Source organism: Vibrio sp. D54 (genome assembly GCF_021728075.1).
GTDB classification, from domain to species: Bacteria; Pseudomonadota; Gammaproteobacteria; order Enterobacterales; family Vibrionaceae; genus Vibrio; species Vibrio alginolyticus.
Map to the genome: position 1 here is coordinate 100,458 of NZ_JAKKCS010000011.1, position 17,844 is coordinate 118,301.

At 43.6% G+C, this 17,844-nt stretch carries 20 protein-coding genes and 1 pseudogene; 11 read left to right on the forward strand and 10 right to left on the reverse strand.

What is annotated here, in order from left to right; translation table 11 throughout:
* Positions 1–317 precede the first annotated feature (317 nt).
* Positions 318–929: a riboflavin synthase gene (locus tag L3V37_RS15315; protein ID WP_005377625.1), complete on the forward strand. Its 612-nt coding sequence runs from the start codon at positions 318–320 to the stop codon at positions 927–929.
* 75 nt (positions 930–1,004) lie between these two features.
* On the opposite strand, the gene L3V37_RS15320 is transcribed toward L3V37_RS15315, so the two are convergent.
* Positions 1,005–1,199: a CPXCG motif-containing cysteine-rich protein gene (locus L3V37_RS15320; protein WP_017634925.1), complete on the reverse strand. Its 195-nt coding sequence runs from the start codon at positions 1,197–1,199 to the stop codon at positions 1,005–1,007.
* 253 nt (positions 1,200–1,452) lie between these two features.
* Positions 1,453–2,319, reverse strand: coding sequence for a fructosamine kinase family protein (locus L3V37_RS15325; RefSeq protein WP_005377623.1), 867 nt, complete (start codon positions 2,317–2,319; stop codon positions 1,453–1,455).
* Positions 2,320–2,543: 224 nt separating this feature from the next.
* Between L3V37_RS15325 and L3V37_RS15330 the strand changes: the two genes are divergently transcribed.
* From L3V37_RS15330 to L3V37_RS15340, 3 genes are all read left to right on the forward strand, one after another.
* Positions 2,544–3,518, forward strand: coding sequence for a response regulator (locus L3V37_RS15330; protein WP_021033872.1), 975 nt, complete (start codon positions 2,544–2,546; stop codon positions 3,516–3,518).
* Positions 3,518–4,480: a GGDEF domain-containing protein gene (locus tag L3V37_RS15335; protein ID WP_025766666.1), complete on the forward strand. Its 963-nt coding sequence runs from the start codon at positions 3,518–3,520 to the stop codon at positions 4,478–4,480. Before L3V37_RS15330 ends, L3V37_RS15335 begins: the two co-directional genes overlap by 1 nt.
* A 190-nt stretch (positions 4,481–4,670) precedes the next feature.
* Positions 4,671–5,015, forward strand: a complete 345-nt coding sequence (locus L3V37_RS15340) for a DUF3802 family protein (RefSeq protein ID WP_005377620.1) — start codon at positions 4,671–4,673, stop codon at positions 5,013–5,015.
* 44 nt (positions 5,016–5,059) lie between these two features.
* On the opposite strand, the gene L3V37_RS15345 is transcribed toward L3V37_RS15340, so the two are convergent.
* Positions 5,060–5,554, reverse strand: coding sequence for an NlpC/P60 family protein (locus L3V37_RS15345; RefSeq protein ID WP_198556802.1), 495 nt, complete (start codon positions 5,552–5,554; stop codon positions 5,060–5,062).
* Positions 5,555–5,688: 134 nt separating this feature from the next.
* Here L3V37_RS15345 and L3V37_RS15350 point away from each other — a divergent pair, with 134 nt between their 5' ends.
* The 5 genes and pseudogenes from L3V37_RS15350 to L3V37_RS15370 all read left to right on the forward strand — a co-directional run bounded on the left by L3V37_RS15350 (position 5,689) and on the right by L3V37_RS15370 (position 9,595).
* Entirely contained in the window at positions 5,689–7,707 is a 2,019-nt protein-coding gene (locus L3V37_RS15350) for a methyl-accepting chemotaxis protein (RefSeq protein WP_237306550.1), read from the forward strand.
* Positions 7,708–7,914: 207 nt separating this feature from the next.
* Positions 7,915–8,334 carry an NUDIX domain-containing protein gene (locus L3V37_RS15355; RefSeq protein ID WP_237306551.1) on the forward strand — a complete coding sequence of 140 codons (420 nt, stop codon included), beginning with the start codon at positions 7,915–7,917 and terminating at the stop codon, positions 8,332–8,334.
* A pseudogene (locus L3V37_RS15360) lies at positions 8,324–8,736 on the forward strand (NUDIX domain-containing protein). The gene L3V37_RS15355 and the pseudogene L3V37_RS15360 overlap by 11 nt, the downstream one beginning before the upstream one ends.
* A gap of 211 nt (positions 8,737–8,947) precedes the next feature.
* The gene (locus L3V37_RS15365; protein WP_005377611.1) at positions 8,948–9,328 is read left to right on the forward strand and encodes a hypothetical protein; all 381 of its coding nucleotides are present in this window, start codon (positions 8,948–8,950) and stop codon (positions 9,326–9,328) included.
* Positions 9,329–9,376: 48 nt separating this feature from the next.
* On the forward strand, positions 9,377–9,595 hold the full coding sequence (locus L3V37_RS15370; RefSeq protein WP_005389537.1) for a hypothetical protein: 219 nt from the start codon (positions 9,377–9,379) through the stop codon (positions 9,593–9,595).
* Between the two features lie 104 nt (positions 9,596–9,699).
* Here the strand turns inward: L3V37_RS15370 and L3V37_RS15375 are convergent, their stop codons facing one another.
* On the reverse strand, positions 9,700–10,515 hold the full coding sequence (locus L3V37_RS15375) for a sterol desaturase family protein (protein ID WP_237306552.1): 816 nt from the start codon (positions 10,513–10,515) through the stop codon (positions 9,700–9,702).
* A gap of 140 nt (positions 10,516–10,655) precedes the next feature.
* On the opposite strand from L3V37_RS15375, the gene L3V37_RS15380 reads away from it, so the two are divergent.
* Positions 10,656–11,405, forward strand: coding sequence for a tRNA-uridine aminocarboxypropyltransferase (locus L3V37_RS15380; protein ID WP_005389532.1), 750 nt, complete (start codon positions 10,656–10,658; stop codon positions 11,403–11,405).
* 175 nt (positions 11,406–11,580) lie between these two features.
* A complete protein-coding gene (nagK, locus tag L3V37_RS15385; RefSeq protein WP_005377586.1) occupies positions 11,581–12,489 on the forward strand; it encodes an N-acetylglucosamine kinase in 909 nt (302 codons plus the stop codon).
* Positions 12,490–12,690: 201 nt separating this feature from the next.
* Here the strand turns inward: nagK and L3V37_RS15390 are convergent, their stop codons facing one another.
* The 6 genes from L3V37_RS15390 to L3V37_RS15415 all read right to left on the reverse strand — a co-directional run bounded on the left by L3V37_RS15390 (position 12,691) and on the right by L3V37_RS15415 (position 17,665).
* A complete protein-coding gene (locus L3V37_RS15390; protein ID WP_005377584.1) occupies positions 12,691–12,957 on the reverse strand; it encodes a DUF2960 domain-containing protein in 267 nt (88 codons plus the stop codon).
* Between the two features lie 74 nt (positions 12,958–13,031).
* The gene (locus L3V37_RS15395) at positions 13,032–14,810 is read right to left on the reverse strand and encodes a bifunctional molybdopterin-guanine dinucleotide biosynthesis adaptor protein MobB/molybdopterin molybdotransferase MoeA (protein WP_237306553.1); all 1,779 of its coding nucleotides are present in this window, start codon (positions 14,808–14,810) and stop codon (positions 13,032–13,034) included.
* The gene (gene mobA, locus L3V37_RS15400; protein WP_005377572.1) at positions 14,807–15,394 is read right to left on the reverse strand and encodes a molybdenum cofactor guanylyltransferase MobA; all 588 of its coding nucleotides are present in this window, start codon (positions 15,392–15,394) and stop codon (positions 14,807–14,809) included. Before mobA ends, L3V37_RS15395 begins: the two co-directional genes overlap by 4 nt.
* Positions 15,372–16,091: an energy-coupling factor ABC transporter ATP-binding protein gene (locus tag L3V37_RS15405; protein ID WP_025766658.1), complete on the reverse strand. Its 720-nt coding sequence runs from the start codon at positions 16,089–16,091 to the stop codon at positions 15,372–15,374. Before L3V37_RS15405 ends, mobA begins: the two co-directional genes overlap by 23 nt.
* 50 nt (positions 16,092–16,141) lie before the next feature.
* Entirely contained in the window at positions 16,142–16,840 is a 699-nt protein-coding gene (locus tag L3V37_RS15410; protein ID WP_237306554.1) for an ABC transporter permease, read from the reverse strand.
* A 6-nt stretch (positions 16,841–16,846) separates the two neighbouring features.
* Entirely contained in the window at positions 16,847–17,665 is an 819-nt protein-coding gene (locus tag L3V37_RS15415; RefSeq protein WP_005389522.1) for a substrate-binding domain-containing protein, read from the reverse strand.
* Between the last annotated feature and the right edge of the window lie 179 nt (positions 17,666–17,844).

The following is a 17,844-nucleotide window of genomic DNA, read 5'->3' on the forward strand; positions in this document are numbered from 1 at the left end:
TGATGGTTGATTTTAGTCACGATAAGGTGAAAAAATGCCTCGGAGAAACTCCGCGCAAATGATAAACAATTGTATGTTTATATTCCATAGCTAGGTAGTGAATAGTCGATAACACTGACTGGAAGCTCTCTACGCTAAGGATACGCTTTTACTGAGAACAGCAGCGAATCATGGTAATGTTGAAACATGCATGAGAACAAACCAGTGTTCATTGAGCCATGGCTTTATCGTCTGCGGTCTTTATTTCCAGCCCGTAGCGCAGTGTTTAGGGCTTAGTCTTCGACTACAGTTGGTATTAAATCAATAGGTAAAAAGAAATGTTTACAGGAATAGTTCAGGGTACGGCGAAGGTCGTTAAAATTGATAAAAAAGAACGCTTTCAAACGCACGTTGTCGAGTTAAGCGATGAACTTTGTAAAGGGTTAGAAATTGGTGCATCCGTTGCACACAACGGATGTTGTCTAACTGTGACTAAGATCGAAGGCAACCTTATCAGTTTTGATTTAATGCAAGCGACATTGGCTCTTACTAATTTAGGTCGGCTGGTGGAAGGGGATAGCGTAAACATTGAGCGCGCGGCTAAGTTTGGTGACGAAATAGGCGGGCATAGCATGTCTGGTCATATTAGTTTGACGGCAGATATTGTCGATATCATCGATACGCCCAATAACCGCACGATTTGGTTCCAACTGCCGCAAGAATCAATGAAATATGTATTAGCGAAAGGTTACATTGGTTTAGATGGCTGCTCGCTAACTATTGGTGAAGTTGAAGCGTGTCGTTTTTCGGTACACCTAATTCCAGAAACCTTGCAGCGAACGCTTTTCGGAGTGAGACAAGTAGGGGAGCGTGTTAATATTGAGTTTGATCCTCAGACTCAAGCAATTGTTGATACTGTTGAGCGCGTTCTTGCAGCAAAACAGCTTTAGAATGAGAAAAAGGAGCCTAGTGCTCCTTTTTCATTTAAGCGTTTTTATATTTCTGATGTTCACATGCTCGAGCTGTTATTCGTAATTGTCATCGATAAATAGTTCGACCTTATCTTGTAACTCATCCACTCGCATATTTAGGTGGATAGCGTGGCAACAAGCTGGGCAATCATCATAAAACTCTTGGTCACCATTACTTGCATCCAATGTAATGCCGATAGAGTGTCCGCAATGCGGGCACTTTACATACCTTTCGGTATAATTTTTCATACAACAACTCCTAATCTCGCAGGGCTTTTAAACACACTATTCATCAAGGAAGCACAGCCCTTTACTTACTTTGCCTACAAGGAAAATAGGCACAATCCAAAGTTAAGTCTCCTTTGATATTAGGTCGAGTTGTTGCTAATTGAGTCGAAATAAGTACAAAACTTGACCCCAAACTCAACCTTGAGCTTAGGGTGATTTTCTGTAGTGATGTGCCTCGAGATTTTACATCTTGAAATATGCAGTGGCTTCCAAATTAATAAGAAATGATTTTATTAATAACCAGTTGAGCCTGTTCCAAGTAATGGCCGCCAAACAAATTACAATGGTTGAGAACATGGTAAAGGTTATAGATATCTTTACGTTCCTCATAGCTTGAAGAAAGTGGCATAACCGATTCGTAGCCTTGATAAAATTCTGGTTGAAATCCACCAAAAAGCTCTGTCATCGCAATATCACACTCCCTGTCCCCCCAATAGCACGCAGGATCGTAACAGATAGGACCGAATGCAGTGAGTGCCGCATTTCCATTCCATAAATCGCCATGCAACAAAGAAGGTTCCGGAGCATGGTTTGCTAGCCGCTGTTTTACGACATCGATAAAGTCATCGATATCAACCAAGGTGACGCCTTTTTCTTTAAGGAGCTGTAATTGCCAACCTATGCGTTGCTCAGCAAAGAATACACACCATTTCTTGTGCCATTTGTTGGGCTGTAGAGTCGAACCGAGATAGTTGTCGGTATCAAAACCAAACTCTTTTTGCTCGCCCCACTGGTGTAGGTGAGCTAATTGCTGCCCAAATTTAAAGCTGTTGGGACCATCTTCTAATGGTTTCGTTGGAAGGTAGTTAAGAATTAGGAATGAGGCATTTTTGGTTTTACCAACCAATACCACCTCAGGTACAAATAGGGTGGATGTTTCACGCAAAAGATGCAGGCTTTCAGCTTCTACCTCAAATTTAGACAAAAACTCGCGATCGTTAATTTTCACAAAATAACGTTGCTCGCCATCATTGATCATGTAGCTTTCACTGATATCCCCACCAGACAGCCTTACTTTTTCCGTGATCTGGTAATCGAACAATAAAGTATCAGAAAGCTGTTGCGATATTGCTTGCCACATACAAAACCTCGCGAATCTATTTGACCACCAATAGTTTAGGATAAATAGCAGGGAGTTGGCGCTATGTTGAGCATACTTAGTAAAGAAACCTTCCTCTTAGTGTAGTCAATTTGTATAAATGTGAATCAAATCGCTTATAAGCCTCTGATTTGTTGGCTTAGCATATGGAGATGAACGTTTACAACAGGTATTATTATTTTTTTGACGTTAGTTCCATTGGTGGCATGAAAATACTGATATGTGATGACTCAGCTGTTGCAAGAAAGCTTATTGCGCGTTCTATCGTACAAGATACATCATTGCATCTTATTGAAGCGCAAGATGGTTATGAGGCGCTTAATATTCTTGCTGAGCAAAATATCGATATTTTGTTTCTCGATTTAACGATGCCCATAATGGATGGTTTTGAGGTCCTCGAATCATTACCTGTTAGTCAGTACCCGACCAAAATCGTCATTATTTCTGGAGATGTTCAACAAGAGGCAAAACAGCGCTGTCTCGATCTTGGTGCTCAAGCTTTTATCGCTAAGCCTCTGACAGAAGAGCAGGTGCTACCACTATACGAACAATTAGGACTGCATTATGCGTTCAAACCTAGTCATTCGGTTGATTCTAAAAACCAGGGTTGCGAAGAGCTTTCCTTACTAGCCAAATTCCGTGAAATTGCGAACATTGCCCTTGGTAAAGGGGCTGCGATTATGGCTGACCATTTACATGAGTTCATCCAACTTCCTGTTCCTCATGTTGGACCTTTGTCCTACGGCGAGCTTCATATGACACTGGTTGATGTGGTTGGGCGTGACAGTTCCGTTGCGGTAGCGCAGAGGTTTGTCGGTGGTGGTATTCACGGAGAGGCACTGGTGTGTTTACGTGGTAGGGATATCAATCAGATTGGGGAAAAATTAGGTTACCTCCTTGAGTTTACGCCTCATAATGAAATCATCTTGAATATCTCTAACCTACTGGTTTCGTCATTTCTCACATCGTTGGGCGATCAACTCGACAAGCAGTTCTCACTTCGTCAGCCAGGCATTGTGGATACCTTAACACCTTATTGTGAAGAGCAAGGCGAGTTGGGTGAGCTCTTTACTATCGAATACACCTACATGGCAGAAGCGCTCGATTTCGAGTGCGAGGTACTGTTTTTAATTGATAAGCCATCCGTAGAAATAATCTATGAAATCATGGAGCTAATCTAATGTCCGATATCACGCTGGACATAGCAGACTTTCATTGGGTCACACAAATTCTCGATACGATGGATTCAGGGCTTATTGTTTTGGATCAAGAGTATAAAGTGTGTGTGTGGAACAGTTTTATGCAGTCATACAGTGGCGTTCTATCACAAGAAATTCTTGGTGAATGTTTATTTGAGCATTTTGAAGAGCTGCCAAGAACTTGGCTAGAAACCAAGATAAAAGCTGCCGCCGATCTGGAAACTCGTTCTTTTTCTAGCTGGGAAAACCGACCGTACCTTTTTAAGTTCAACAATTTTTCTCCGGTTTCAAACAGCAGTGATTTTATGTATCAAGATATCGTGATCACGCCGTTAATTGGGCTTTCAGGAGAGGTCAGCCACATAGCGATTCAAGTCAATGATGTTTCTGAAACTGCGAGAAATCGCATTCATTTGAAAGAAACAAATCAACATTTGTCGGAAATCAGTCGCAAAGATGGTTTAACAGGTTTATTTAATCGCGCTTATTGGGAGCAATCATTGAAAGATGAGTTTGCTCACTTAAAAGTTATCGACGGACCATGCTCATTAGTAATATTCGATATCGACCACTTTAAGAAGGTGAATGATACTTATGGTCACCCGACAGGGGACGAAGTCATTCGTCGAACCTCTGCCTTGTTGAGAAAAACAGCAAGGAGCAGTGACATCTGCGGTCGTTTTGGTGGTGAAGAGTTTACGGTACTACTTCCTCACACAAACCAGGAGCAAGCTTGCTATTTCGCAGAGCGTTTGCGCAAAAGAATTGAGCAAGAGATCGTGAAAGTGGAAGATTTTTTGATTAATTACACGATAAGTATTGGTGTTTGCGAGTATAAGCCTTATTTTGAAACTCACACTCAATGGTTAAAGAGTGCCGATGCTGCGCTGTATCGTGCAAAAGAAAATGGTCGTAACCAAACCTGTTTGCATGAAAATGACTGAAATATAAAAAGGTTTGAAGAAACCCTGTATCCGAATTCAGTGAAGCAAAGCTCAATTGTTTGAAAATCATCCAGTTGGTTCGTGAATGTTTGTTAATATGAAATAAGTTAATGAAATTTTCTCGGCATGTCTTACTATTGAAACTATTCTGCTTTCAGCTTCGAAGGCTTGCAATAAACGGAGAAAAACAGTGGTTTTAGAAACCGATGGATATCTCGCTCTTATCGAGCACTTGTCTCTAAATCTAGATATTTTTACGACCGAAATTGGCGACACTGGATCCGAAAGCATCGAAGATGTTGTCACCGACATGGTGGCTTCAAACATCATGGCGATTTTTGAGCAAAATCCAGAACTTCACTCGAGCGTACGCTTCAAATTATTGAAAGAGGCTGATGCAGTTGTTGAAGATCTTGGTGAGATATTGGCTGGGGTATGGCATAAAAAAGCGACCAATGAACAGATCACGTTCCTTGATGAATACATCGCTCTGGTCAAAAATCTGTTCGATAATGCTGTTGCGACTTACGACTGATATTGTTTTAACTTACAGCAATGTCCGGTTAAGAGTAAGAAGAGTTACATTGTAACTCTTCTTATTTGCCAAAACTTAGATGCCCAGTATGGGTTGTCGATTCTTGAAATAATCACACCTCTAGACGTCGATGCATGCATGAACTGCTTGTTACCCAAGTAAATTCCGACATGATAAGTTGTACGTCTTGTTTTAAAAAACACTAGATCCCCTTGCTTGGCATCCGTCCAACTTAACTCCACACCTTGCTTTGATTGCTGCTTCGTTGTCCTTGGTAACGAGAGCTGATAAGCCTCAACAAACGCTTTTTGTACAAATGCTGAGCAATCAATTCCAGATTTCTGTGTCCCGCCTAAGCGATAAGGCGTGCCGTGCCACTCTGTGTAAAAGTCGAACAAGTCAGGGTTGTCCGACAATAGCTGATTTGTAGGTGTTGTCACCTGTGCTTGCTCACTAGGCTCAGGCCCAGAAGAGCAGGCGCTTAGTAGCACACTGATTATCAAAGGAAAATATACTCGACGCAAATCACCACCTGTCATCTCTATGACTCACAACTGAAATATTAGTGTCATAACCAATCCATAGTATGGGCTGCAAATCACGGTTTTGTCTCACAAATGTGACGAAATCACTGCAGAACCGATTCAACCTTAAGAAAGAATAAAAATTGATTATGGCAAAGCGAAAACGCTCACGCACATCACTTTCACTGATTCAGGCTGTCAGTGCAACATTTTTAACTATCATTGCTCTTGTTATAGCCCTTTCTGTCTCAAGTTTCAAAGGAATGGAACAGGTAGGGGAACAATTTGAAGACTTGTCGCAAAAAGCATTACCAATCGCGATGGCAAACGCAAAGTTAACCAGGAATGTATTGGAGATGGTTAAGCTACTCAACCATGGTATGCAGATTACTGAGCCGAAAGAGTTGCCTCTCATAAAAGAGCAAATCGACTCTCTTGCAACTCAAAGCACAACTTTGGTTGTGAAAGCGTCTGGTGTAGCTCAGCAACTCTCGGAGGAGTTAGACACCAAACTAGCGCGTTTACATAACATCACGCAGTCCATTTTGTTGAAGCAATCTTCGGTGATACAAATTCAAATGGATATTGATGCCGCTGTTGGTGGTTTTCGCTATGGGCTTAGCTCTATCGGCCCGGAAATGAATCGAATCAGTTCGTTCCTTAGTGCTGATAATCCTGAGTCGAGCGATGCCGCTAACCGTTTCATTGCTTCTACAAGCTCAATGGAAAGTACGTTCTTAGTCATGATGATGCACTCAGAATTAAACAAAGCCGAAAAAGAATACCGAGAAATGCGAAATCGCATAGCAGGTATTAAACTCGCCTATGAAGACTTCCAATCTTTCCATCCTGAAGTAAGTGAATATGCAAGCTTAACCGCACCATATGAGATGGTGAAACAAGGCTTTAGTGAAAAGGGCGTGCTGCGTTTGATCCTCGCCAAACTAGAACAAGGGGAATTGCAACGTTCAGAGTTTAAACAGGCTTCGATGCTTGCGGATGAAACCATGCGGTTACTTGATCAAATCTCCCAAACCGCTGGTCAGTTGATCGATGAAAAAGAGCGGGTGGTCAACGAGACCATTGAATCGGTGAGCGTTGTGCTCGTGTTTGCGGCGTGTGTGATTTCTTTTATTATTCTAGTTACTTGGTTTAGTCTCAAGTCATGGACAAACCGAGGGTTAAGGAATGTATTAACGCCTCTTTCAGCACTTACCGAACATGATTTTCGTGACAAGGCAGAAGAAGTCGGCCCCTATGAGCTGAAAGAAGTAGCACGAAAGTTGAATCAAGTAATCGATTCCACACATGACTCCATTCAAACGGTGACGCGCAATTGTGAAACGCTTTATCAGACGGCAGAAGTAAGTCACAGTGCAGCCGAACAAACAAGTGATGGGTTGGCAACACAAAATGAAGCGTTGTCGAGTATGATCACGACCATAACGCAGCTTGAAGCCTCTATTCGTGAAATAGCAATGGTGACAAATGCATCTTCACAGGACTCGCTCCTTGCAACCCAACACACTGAAAAAGGGGTTCAAGTCGTGGAACAAAACCGCGAACGTTTGGAGTCATTAGAAAGCTCTTTGGATGTAAATGAACAGTCAATGTTAGAGCTAGACCAGCGTGTTAAACAGATTCGTGAAATGGTGGATATGATCAGTGGGATCGCGGACAACACCAACTTGCTTGCTCTCAACGCGGCAATAGAGGCTGCCCGTGCTGGTGAGCAAGGGCGTGGATTTGCTGTTGTCGCTGATGAAGTTCGCAAACTTGCAAGTGATACCTCTCAACAAACTACGAACATCCGAGAAATGATGAGCGAGCTTATTACTGCCGCAGAGCGTTCGCGTCAAGCAGTTAATGATTCAAGAGAAGAAATGACCCACGCGCTACAGTCCAGCAATGAAGTGAAATCGACATTTTCTGATATCAACCTCGCGGTTAAGCACATTCAAGAACGTGTTGAGCAAATCTCAGTTGCTACAGAAGAACAAGAACGAGCGACGGCAGATGTATCTCAATCCATCACACATATTTCTGATCTTGGCGAACGCACAAAGCTGCAGCTTGAGTCTATGGTTGAGAGTTCTGAGCAAGTGGCGGAAATTGCTGGGCACCAGCAAGCAATGCTGCACAAGTATGAGCTTCATCAGACCAAGTAAATGAGATGTTTCTACCGACTAAAAGCAGAACCTCGGTTCTGCTTTTTTGTTACGGCTACCCATTCAATAGCTCCTATTTGCATTGCAAGAGTGAGGTACATCTCATCTCGTTCATTTCTAAAGGGTTTAGTTATCACAACGTGATGTTAATGCTTTGTTCGAGGGACTCGTTGACTAGAATGTCGCCAGAATTCAAAGGAACGAATCATGCAGTTATCACAAAGAGCCAGCCTCATACTAGTTAATCATCACCAAGAGCTTTTGCTTATCCACCGCGTTCGAAACGACAGACAGTATTGGGTTTTCCCTGGCGGCAGTGTTGAAGCAGGTGAGAAACCTGTTGAAGCTGCTAAAAGAGAAGCGCTGGAAGAAACCTCAATAGAACTTGGCTCGGTTAAGAAAGTTTTGGAACTCGAAAATCAAGGTCGCTTAGAAACCTATTTTCTTTCTTATGTAGGGAACTTAAAAGTGAAACTAGGGAGTGGGCCAGAGCAAATCAGAAAATCAGATGTTAATCAGTACCATTTGAAGTGGGTGCGTGTAGAGCAACTTCACTCGATTTCTTTATATCCAGAGAAAGCTAAAGCCTTTTTCTTGAAGCATAAGGAGTGGTTTTGTGATCGATAAAGTTTGCCCGTCGTTCTACGTAATCAAAATCAAGAGATCCTACTTTTTAAACATCCGTTGGCGGGTGTTCAGCTCGTCAAGGGCACTGTTGAAGTGTTTGATGAAAGTTACATCATAGCAGCCAAGCGGGAGCTCGCTGAGGAGTCTGGTATCACACATGTTCGTTCCGCACGATATTTATGCTCATGGGATAGTGGCTTTCAAAATCAAGTATGGCATTTTGTTTTGTGTGAGTGTGCTGACCTCGCTAATTCATGGCTGTTTCATACGCAAGACGATGGTGGACATGATTTCGCGTTCTTCTGGCACGATGTCGAGAGCGGCCTTCCCGCGAATGCACATACTGTGTTTCAGCGCGGGCTGGAAAAGGTACGAGAGTTGATAAACCAAGGCGTGATTTAAAGGAGGATTCTGTCATTGCATTGGCGGATTTGGGCGAAACGCCACAGCAAACACTATGCTTCTACTAGAAGCAAATAAAGAAGGTAGAGCAGCCGTTACTGTTCTCATCGTGTTGATAATGGCACTGTCGATCTCAAAAATGGCGATGAGATTACAAATGTTTAAGTGACTTCTATATGCTTTGCTCATTCATTCAGATAAGGAAACGGTAATGGATAAATTCGTCGTGTTTCTCTTATGCCTTTTTATGACAGTTGGCGGAGTGGTTCATCTTTATGACAACATTGTTGGTGGCTTTTTACCTTACGATTTTGCGCCACGCTGGTTGAATATGTATTGGAGCGCTTTGGGACTATTGGACTTATTAGCAGCGTATCTATTGGTCAAGCATCGCCGCTCTGGCCTAGTCGTTATGTTATTGATTCTTATAACCAATGTTATCTTTAGTTCGCACGCTCACTATACATTAGAAATATTGGATAACAACGTCGCCCTACAAATGAAGACACTGTTTTTAGGGTTCTCATTTGGGGTATCTATCTGGTTATGGAATGCGCGAAAACATAGTCAATCGCGCCAAATATTTCGTTAATTATTATTTTCACAACACTCGATTAAGGATTGTAAACAGGGACTCGTTATGAACGATTTTAAAGACTTGGCCAGTTTTGCTGGTTTCAGCGTACTGACAGGTTTGAGCTTTGCCACCACTTTCTTCAGCCTTGCTTTTCTATACAGCTCAATAGAAGCACAGCAAGTAATGAACACCAATGCTTTGGCATGTGCAGTGCTTGGTGTTGTTGGTTTATTTGTTGGTATTACTCAGCTAAACAAAAAGCGTCAGCTAGCAGAAAACTAATCTGTTCTTACACATCATGAGGATGAAGTAGTGTTTAACAGGGGTTTAGGCTTGGTCTATTCGTTTTGTTGACATACTTCATCCAACAATATTTTTTTCAACCATTACTTCTTCTCTTTATTGTAGCGAAAGGGCTGCGTTAAAAGCTTATCTAATCTTTGCTCTTCTTCGTCTCTAATTTCTGGCACACCAATAACAACATCATCATGACCCAACTTAGGCTGAGCTCGGTATGTCCCAAAAAAGCGGTCCCAAACTGAAAGGAAAAAACCAAAGTTTGAGTGGGTCTCTTTTACTATCACTGAATGGTGTACGCGATGCATGTCTGGTGTAACGATGACGTTTCGCAGTTTTTGGTCTATGGATAAAGCCAGTTTTGCATTACTGTGATTAAACATCGCGCTCGCATTAAGCACAATTTCAAATACCACAATTCCGATAGGTGAAACACCTAAGATAAACACGGCTGCAATTTTTACTCCCACTGAAATGATTATTTCGAAGGGATGAAAGCGTGCGCCTGTAGTGACGTCTATGTCGAGATCGGCGTGATGCATTCGGTGAATCTTCCACAGCGGCTTTACATGATGAAAGACAACATGCTGAGCGTAAATGACGAAATCAAGCAAAATGACGGTTAGAAAAATATTTAACCAAGCGGGGAGGGACAGAATATTGAGCAGCCCCCATTGTTGCTCCTGAGCTATGACCGCAGCTTGAAAGGCGGCGATAGGCATGATTAAAGCAATAACTAGGCTGTTAAAAGCGACCAATGACAAGTTATTGACCCAGCGAAACCTGCGCGAAGCGGTCAGTGTTTTTCTAGGCAATTTGTTTTCCCAAATGGCACAAAGCAATAATACGCCAAGGAAAAAGCCTAATCTGAGCCATGAGGGTTCTTGAAATGTCGTTTCTGTCACTGTCATTCCCTTATTTATTTCTTTATCTATGACCGAGATAAGAGTGAAATTATTTCAACACACTGCTGATGGGCTTATCTTGAGGCGAAGCCATAATATCAGTAGAATCGCGCTCTACTTTTTACTTGGCATTACTTACCATGAGAATTCACGCTTTCCACCGTTTATATCAGTACCGACAATCTATCTCAACCAAGCCTTTCAACGCGCGTGGATGTAAAGTGGTTCGTTGCCAATATTGCCAGGTTTCTGAGCAACACTGTTTGTGCGACCTTCAGCCAAACATCAAGGCCAATATTGCATGTATGTTGATTGTTTCTGAAAACGAAGTGTTTAAGCCAAGTAATACCGGTCGTCTAATCGCTGATACGATTCAAGAGACTTACGTGTATCAATGGAACCGAACAGAACCGTCTGAAGAGATGCTAGCGCTACTACAGGATGACAGTTACCAACCGGTGATTGTATTTCCTGCAGACTATGTGGATGATCCCTCTCGTTTAATTGAAGATCTAGAGCCAGGGCGATTGGTAAAAGAAGATGTCGAGAACAAAAAATGGTTGCTGATCTTTATTGATGGTAGCTGGCGTGAGGCACGAAAGATATTCCGTCGTTCTGATTTTCTTAAATCTTTGCCTGTGCTTTCCATTGAGCCGGAATCTCTGTCTGAATACATCATGCGCCGCTCCGAGAATGATCAGCATCTTTCAACCGCCGAAGTCGCGACATTAGTTTTAAAACAAGCTGGTGAGCCTAAAGCTGCGGAATGCCTTCAATTGTGGTTTGAAGCCTTCAGAGAAACTTACATGCTGAGCAAGACTCGAGTCAAAAGCGACCCTAACCAGCCACACTTGAAACGTTTCAAAGAGTGGATGAAAACCGAGAGCTGACTCTAAGGAATGAGCTTTTGTTGATGGTATGTTGTTCAACTGGCTTCGGTGAGGGGATAAATCTGCATTCGGTCACGGTTTGCAGGCGTACAGATATGGATAATGCCATCAGTTTATACTTTTGACTCTAGCCATTTTTGAGAGTCGTTTGAAGCATTTTTTAGGAGAGAAATACATGTATTACGGCTTTGATGTCGGTGGCACTAAAATTGAATTTGGTGCATTTAACGAGAAGCTTGAGCGTGTAGCGACGGAACGTGTACCTACACCAACAGACAACTACGAGCTGCTGGTTGATACCATTGCGGAATTGGTGAATAAATACGATACAGAGTTTGGCTGCGAAGGTACGATTGGTCTTGGCCTACCAGGTATGGAAGACGCCGATGATGCAACGGTACTAACAGTTAACGTTCCTGCGGCAAAAGGCAAACCACTTCGTGCTGATCTAGAAGCTAAAATCGGTCGCAGCGTAAAAATTGAAAACGATGCAAACTGTTTCGCGCTTTCTGAAGCCTGGGACGAAGATCTTCAAGATGAACCATCTGTACTAGGTTTGATCCTTGGTACTGGTTTTGGTGGCGGCTTTATCTACGAAGGCAAAGTATTCTCTGGCCGTAACCACGTAGCGGGTGAGGTGGGTCACACACGTCTTCCTATCGACGCATGGTTCCACCTAGGCGAAAACGCACCATTACTGGGTTGTGGCTGTGGCAACAAAGGCTGTTTAGATAGTTACCTATCTGGTCGTGGTTTCGAGCTTCTTTACGCGCATTACTACGGCGAAGAGAAGAAAGCGATCGACATTATTAAAGCGCACGCAGAGGGTGAGGAGAAAGCAGTAGAGCACGTCGAGCGCTTTATGGAGCTGCTAGCGATCTGCTTTGCAAACCTGTTTACTGCAACAGACCCACACACCGTTGTACTTGGTGGCGGCTTATCTAACTTCGAATTGATTTACGAAGAGATGCCAAAACGCATCCCTAAACACTTATTGTCTGTAGCTAAGTGTCCTAAGATCATCAAAGCAAAACACGGTGATTCAGGTGGTGTACGCGGCGCTGCGTTCTTAAACATCAAGTAGTGACTGAAACCTTACTCGATACAAAGTAAGAAGAAATTTAAAGCCCCGTTTAGACCATCAAGGTAAAACGGGGCTTTTACTTGTATACCAAGTAACTCATATACCTAAGTAATTTCGGTATGCTCGGGTATGGATCATGAACAAAAGTAGCATGCATAAAAAACTCACGACGAATCGTGAGTTTTCTGTTTGCAGCTAAGCTTATTTGTTCTTTTTGCCTACGCCCAGGTTTTCTTTTTGAGCTAGGGTGATTTTGCTAAAGCCTAATTTTCTGAAGTAGTTGTCGCGGTAGTTTCGCACCGCTTTAGTGTCAGACACTGCTTCGATTTGTTGCTCCATCTTTAGGAACTCAGTGATATCGATACCTTCGGCTTCTGCAACTGCTTCTTGAATGTTGCGGTGTTGCTGGTATGAGAACGTCAGTTCTTTGTCTTGGTCTTTGTAAGTGTAAAGAATGGTGCGAGCCATAGCTGTCTCTCTGAAAAGGTTTCTGTATTAAACAAAAAGGCCAGACTCGCTGACCTTTGAATTTCTAGTTTGAGCTAGATTCTGCCTTGAAGTGGGATAATTGTCACGCTTTCTCCCGCTTTTACTGTATCAATAGCTGGGGAGATTTCGATCAAACAGTTTGCCTCACTCATTGAGCGCAAAATACCAGAGCCTTGCTTGCCTGTTGTACGAACGGTTAAACGGCCAGTTGCATCCAGTTCATAGATTCCTCGACTAAACTCGGTACGACCTTGTCGAGTGCGAAGATTTTCAGTCGCGATGGCATTCACTTTCAGAGGCTTCCAGCCTTGTTCGCCTTGCATCTTACGCAGTGCAGGCTCAACAAAGTTGATGAATGAAACCATCACTGCCACAGGGTTGCCCGGCAGACCAAAGAACGGCTTGTTGTTGATTTGACCAAACGCTAATGGACGTCCCGGACGCATGTTGATTCGCCAAAAATCGATTTGACCAAGTTTATCCAAGGCAAGTTTGATGTAATCCGCATCACCAACGGATACGCCACCAGAAGTCATAACCACGTCTGCTTGCACCGATGCGTTTTCCAACGCTTCAATCATTAACTGTTCGTTGTCTTCCAGAATACCGAAGTCCAAGATCTCGCAGCCGAGTTTTTTAAGCATGCCCATGATGGTAAAGCGGTTGGAATCGTAGATAGAATTCGCTTTTTGCTCTGTTCCCGGCGCTTGTACTTCGTCACCGGTGGAGAACACGGCAACTTTCAATTTTCGGAATACATTCGCTTCACCAAAGCCAAGCGAAGCGATCATGCCCATTTCTGGAGAGGCGAGGCGAGTGCCTGCGGTAAAGACGTCACTGCCGATAGCGAGATCTTCACCTGCTTGACGAACGTTTTGGCCTGCTTTGATATTCGCACCGTTAAAAGTGACCTTGTCACCTTCTTGAATGGCTTGCTCACGCATGACCACTGTATCGCCGTTACGTGGTGTTGGTGCGCCAGTCATGATCTTAACTGCTTGACCAACTTCCAGAGGCTGATCGTAAGCATGGCCCGCCATCACTTCAGCAACCACTTGGTAGCTATCGCGCTCAACATCATCACTGCGGATGGCATAACCGTCCATCGCGGAGTTGGTGTATTGCGGCACATTTACTGGTGAAACGATATGTTCCGCAAGAACGCGGCCATAGGCGTTTTCAATCTTGCATGCTTCTATTTCCGAAACCGTGTTCACCAAAGAAAGGATTTTCTCTTGGCCTTGAACCACAGAAAGGAAAGCAGGAGAAAGTGTGTCGCAACATGCGGCTTCTTTCTCTTTGTTTTTTGGCGCTTTCGCTTCTTGAACGTATTGAAGAACAAATTGAGCGATGGCATCCAAATCATTGATGTTCATTTGAGGGAGCTCAGAATCTAACTCCGCACTGTCGGAAGCGATAGCAATGATGTTTTCATCGTTTGGATAAAGCCAAGGTTTACCCACTTCTTCACGATGCAATTCAATTTTAGGAAACGCGATGTTTTTGCAGCCTTCGACCAAAACCACATCAAGCATGTCTTCATCAAAACGTGTTAATAGGTATTCAAACTCCACTTCGGCTTCTGGCGTTTCTGTCATTAACGCAAAACGGTTGCGAGAAGCAATCAGCATTTGAGATGCGCCAGCTTTGCGTAAACGGTAGCTGTCTTTACCCTGCTTATCGACATCGAAGTTGTGGTGCGCATGCTTTAGCATGCCAATGCGCAGGCCCGCTTCAGTTAGCTTTGGCAATAGGGCTTCAAGTAGTGTGGTTTTGCCGGTGCCTGAATAAGCTGCAAAACCAAGAATAGGAATGTTTAGCGTGTGTTTCATGATTCTAATTGTCCAAATTGCGCCAGTTCTTCCGGAGTGTTCAAGTTGACGAAACAGTTTGGTGAGTCGCTAAAGTCAACGTAACTGGTGTTGCACTCTTTGTAGAGCAGAATGATTTTGCGGTCGCCACGTTCTAAAAACGCGGTGAGTTTTGGCAGTACGCGCTTGTGGTAGAGCGTAAAAACAGGTTGCTGATGGTCACCATCATGCGCGACCAAAATATCGCTGTCTTCTTTGACGAACTGGCAGAAACGCTCGACAAGGTCGGTGTTAATTTGTGGACTATCGCAAGGTACAAATCCGACCCAGTCAGTTTCAGCATGCATCAAACCCGCGTGAATACCGCCCATAGGCCCAGGGAAATCTTTGAATTGATCACTAAATACGAAACCAAATTTGCTGTACGCATCTTGGTTTCGGTTGGCATTAATTAAAATGCGTGGAGTTTGTGGAGATAAACGTTCAATAACGTGTTCGATGAGTGGCTTCTGATTTAACTCAATCAGACCTTTATCTTTTCCACCCATACGGCTGGCTTGACCACCAGCCAAAATGACCCAACTAGTTTGTGTTGGTTGAAGCATATGCATTCTCTTGGGATGTTTCTTTTGGTATGACATACAACAGAGGAGACTCTATCAAAGTCTTGTCTTTAATCCACCACTGTTTTTTACATAAGTCGGTCAGTGCGTTGGCCTGATGGCTTGTCACCACGATACTGGAACCACGATCCAAAAGATCTTTTGCCATCACCACCAATCGTTCAATGGATTCTTGGTCTAAAGACGCACTTGGCTCATCCATCAATAAAATCGACGGTTTTAAGATCCAAGCCCTTGCCATGGCAACGCGCTGTTTTTCACCGCCGGACAACACGGAAATATGTTCGTCCGCTAAGGTTTCTAAACCTACCATGCGCAGCGCGTGAATAACTTGAGCTCGCTTATCTTTTTGCGTGTCTTGTTGATATTTCACTCCATAGACTACGTTTTCATATACAGTGCCGTCAAAAAGGTAAGGGGATTGATGGAGATAAATCACATCGACACGACCATTGCGACGCGTCAGTCTTTTCAGCCACGTATCTTTTGGCGCAACAACATCACCAGTAGAGGGTTTGAGCAAGCCAGCAAGGATTTTGAGTAGGGTAGTTTTGCCCACACCATTGTCACCCTTGAGATAAATGGCATCATTTGGGCCGATGGCTAACTCAGGGATGTGGAAAAGCACACGCTCTTTAAAGCGCATGGATAACTGTTCGGCGGTGATTTTTATAGTCATAATTCGCCTCGACATGGGGTTAATGGTGAGTCGTTTGTTTGCTTCATGTTCTATGTTCTGAGGTAGCCTTTGCCTCTCATGCTTGATAAGAAGAAGTTTAGAGCCAACGCTAAAGATAGTAATACAATTCCTAATGCAACTCCTTGCACAAAAGCACCTTTACTGCTTTCCATTGCAATAGCCGTGGGAATATTTCGCGTCACGCCCATAATGTTCCCACCAACCATCATTGAGCAGCCCACCTCGGTCACGATACGTGAAAACCCTGCAATGATAGCCGCAAGTAGAGGAAAGCGGGTTTCCCAAATCATCGTAGCTGCCAAGCGCGGAATGGAGACGCCCAGCGTGATGGCAGTTTCCACTGCACGACGGTCGCTAGATTGTAATGCACCATGCATCATCGATACCAAAACAGGGAAGCAGATCACCATTTGGCCGAAGATCATTGCCTTCTGAGTGAACAGCATTTGCCAGTCTCCCCAAGGGCCAGCACGCGACAGCAACATGTACAGCAACAGGCCAATCACCACGGTAGGGACCGCTTGCAGCGTATTTACGATCGACAACAAAAACCATTTACCGCGAAAGTCGGTATACGCCAGTACAAAGGACATCAAAATAGCCGGCAATACCACTAGGGATATTGCCGTAATAGAAACACTAAAGGAGACCGCAACGATCTCCCATAGGTCTGCATCAAAATTCACCAGTAAGCGAAGCGCTTCCAGTGTTGTATCAGCAAGATTCATATTGCGTTATTTGCTCTCAGCATTCGCAACAAACAGTTGTTTACCGTTTAGGCGGAAACCATTGATAAGTTCTTGTCCGCGAGGGTTTACCAACCAATCACTGAATGCCTTCGCACCTTGGTAGTTGATCGTTGGGTAACGCTCAGGGTTAACAAGAATAACTTGGTACGGGTTAAACAGTTTTTCATCGCCTTGGAACAGAATTTCTAGATCCAATTTGTTTTGGTAAGCCAGCCATGTGCCGCGGTCCGTCATGGTGTAGCCTTGCATTTCAGACGCCATGTTTAGAGTTGGGCCCATACCTTGACCTACGCTACGGTAGCCACCAAAGTTCGGTTCGATTTTAGTTTGAGCCCAGAAGCCCATTTCTTTTTTGTGCGTACCAGAATCATCGCCGCGAGAGATGAACGTTGCGTTTTTGTTTGCGATCTCTTTGAATACATCTAACACGCCTTCGTCATTTTTGATTGTTGCTGGGTCAGCTTTCGGGCCTACAATCACAAAGTCGTTGTACATTAGCTTGCGAGGTAAAACGCCGTAGCCTTTCTCAACAAATGCGCCTTCAGCTTTTGGTGCATGTGTCATCACCAAATCTACGTCACCGTTTTCGCCCATTTTTAAGGCTTTACCCGTACCTGCAGCAATAACATCGACTTTGTAGCCCGTGTCTTTTTCAAATTGTGGAAGCAGGTAATCAAGTAAACCTGAATGGTAAGTACTGGTTGTGGTTGCAAGGCGAACATGTTCTCCGTCTTGAGCAGAAAACGCAGAGTAACTTACAAGCGTGATAGACGTTGCAGCCAGAGTTAGCGCAATTTTTTTCATTTTTATGTGTTCCTTTCCAATGATTCTTTGGAATCTCTCCAGGTTTTAGGGAGAAGCCTTTTTGGACGAGAGCGATTAGCGTAATACGCAAGTTGTCTTAGGGTGTTGGAATAAGCAAACATCAACATCCTGAGATCACTTAAATGCGCTCCGTATCCACCTTATAGCAAACAAGATGC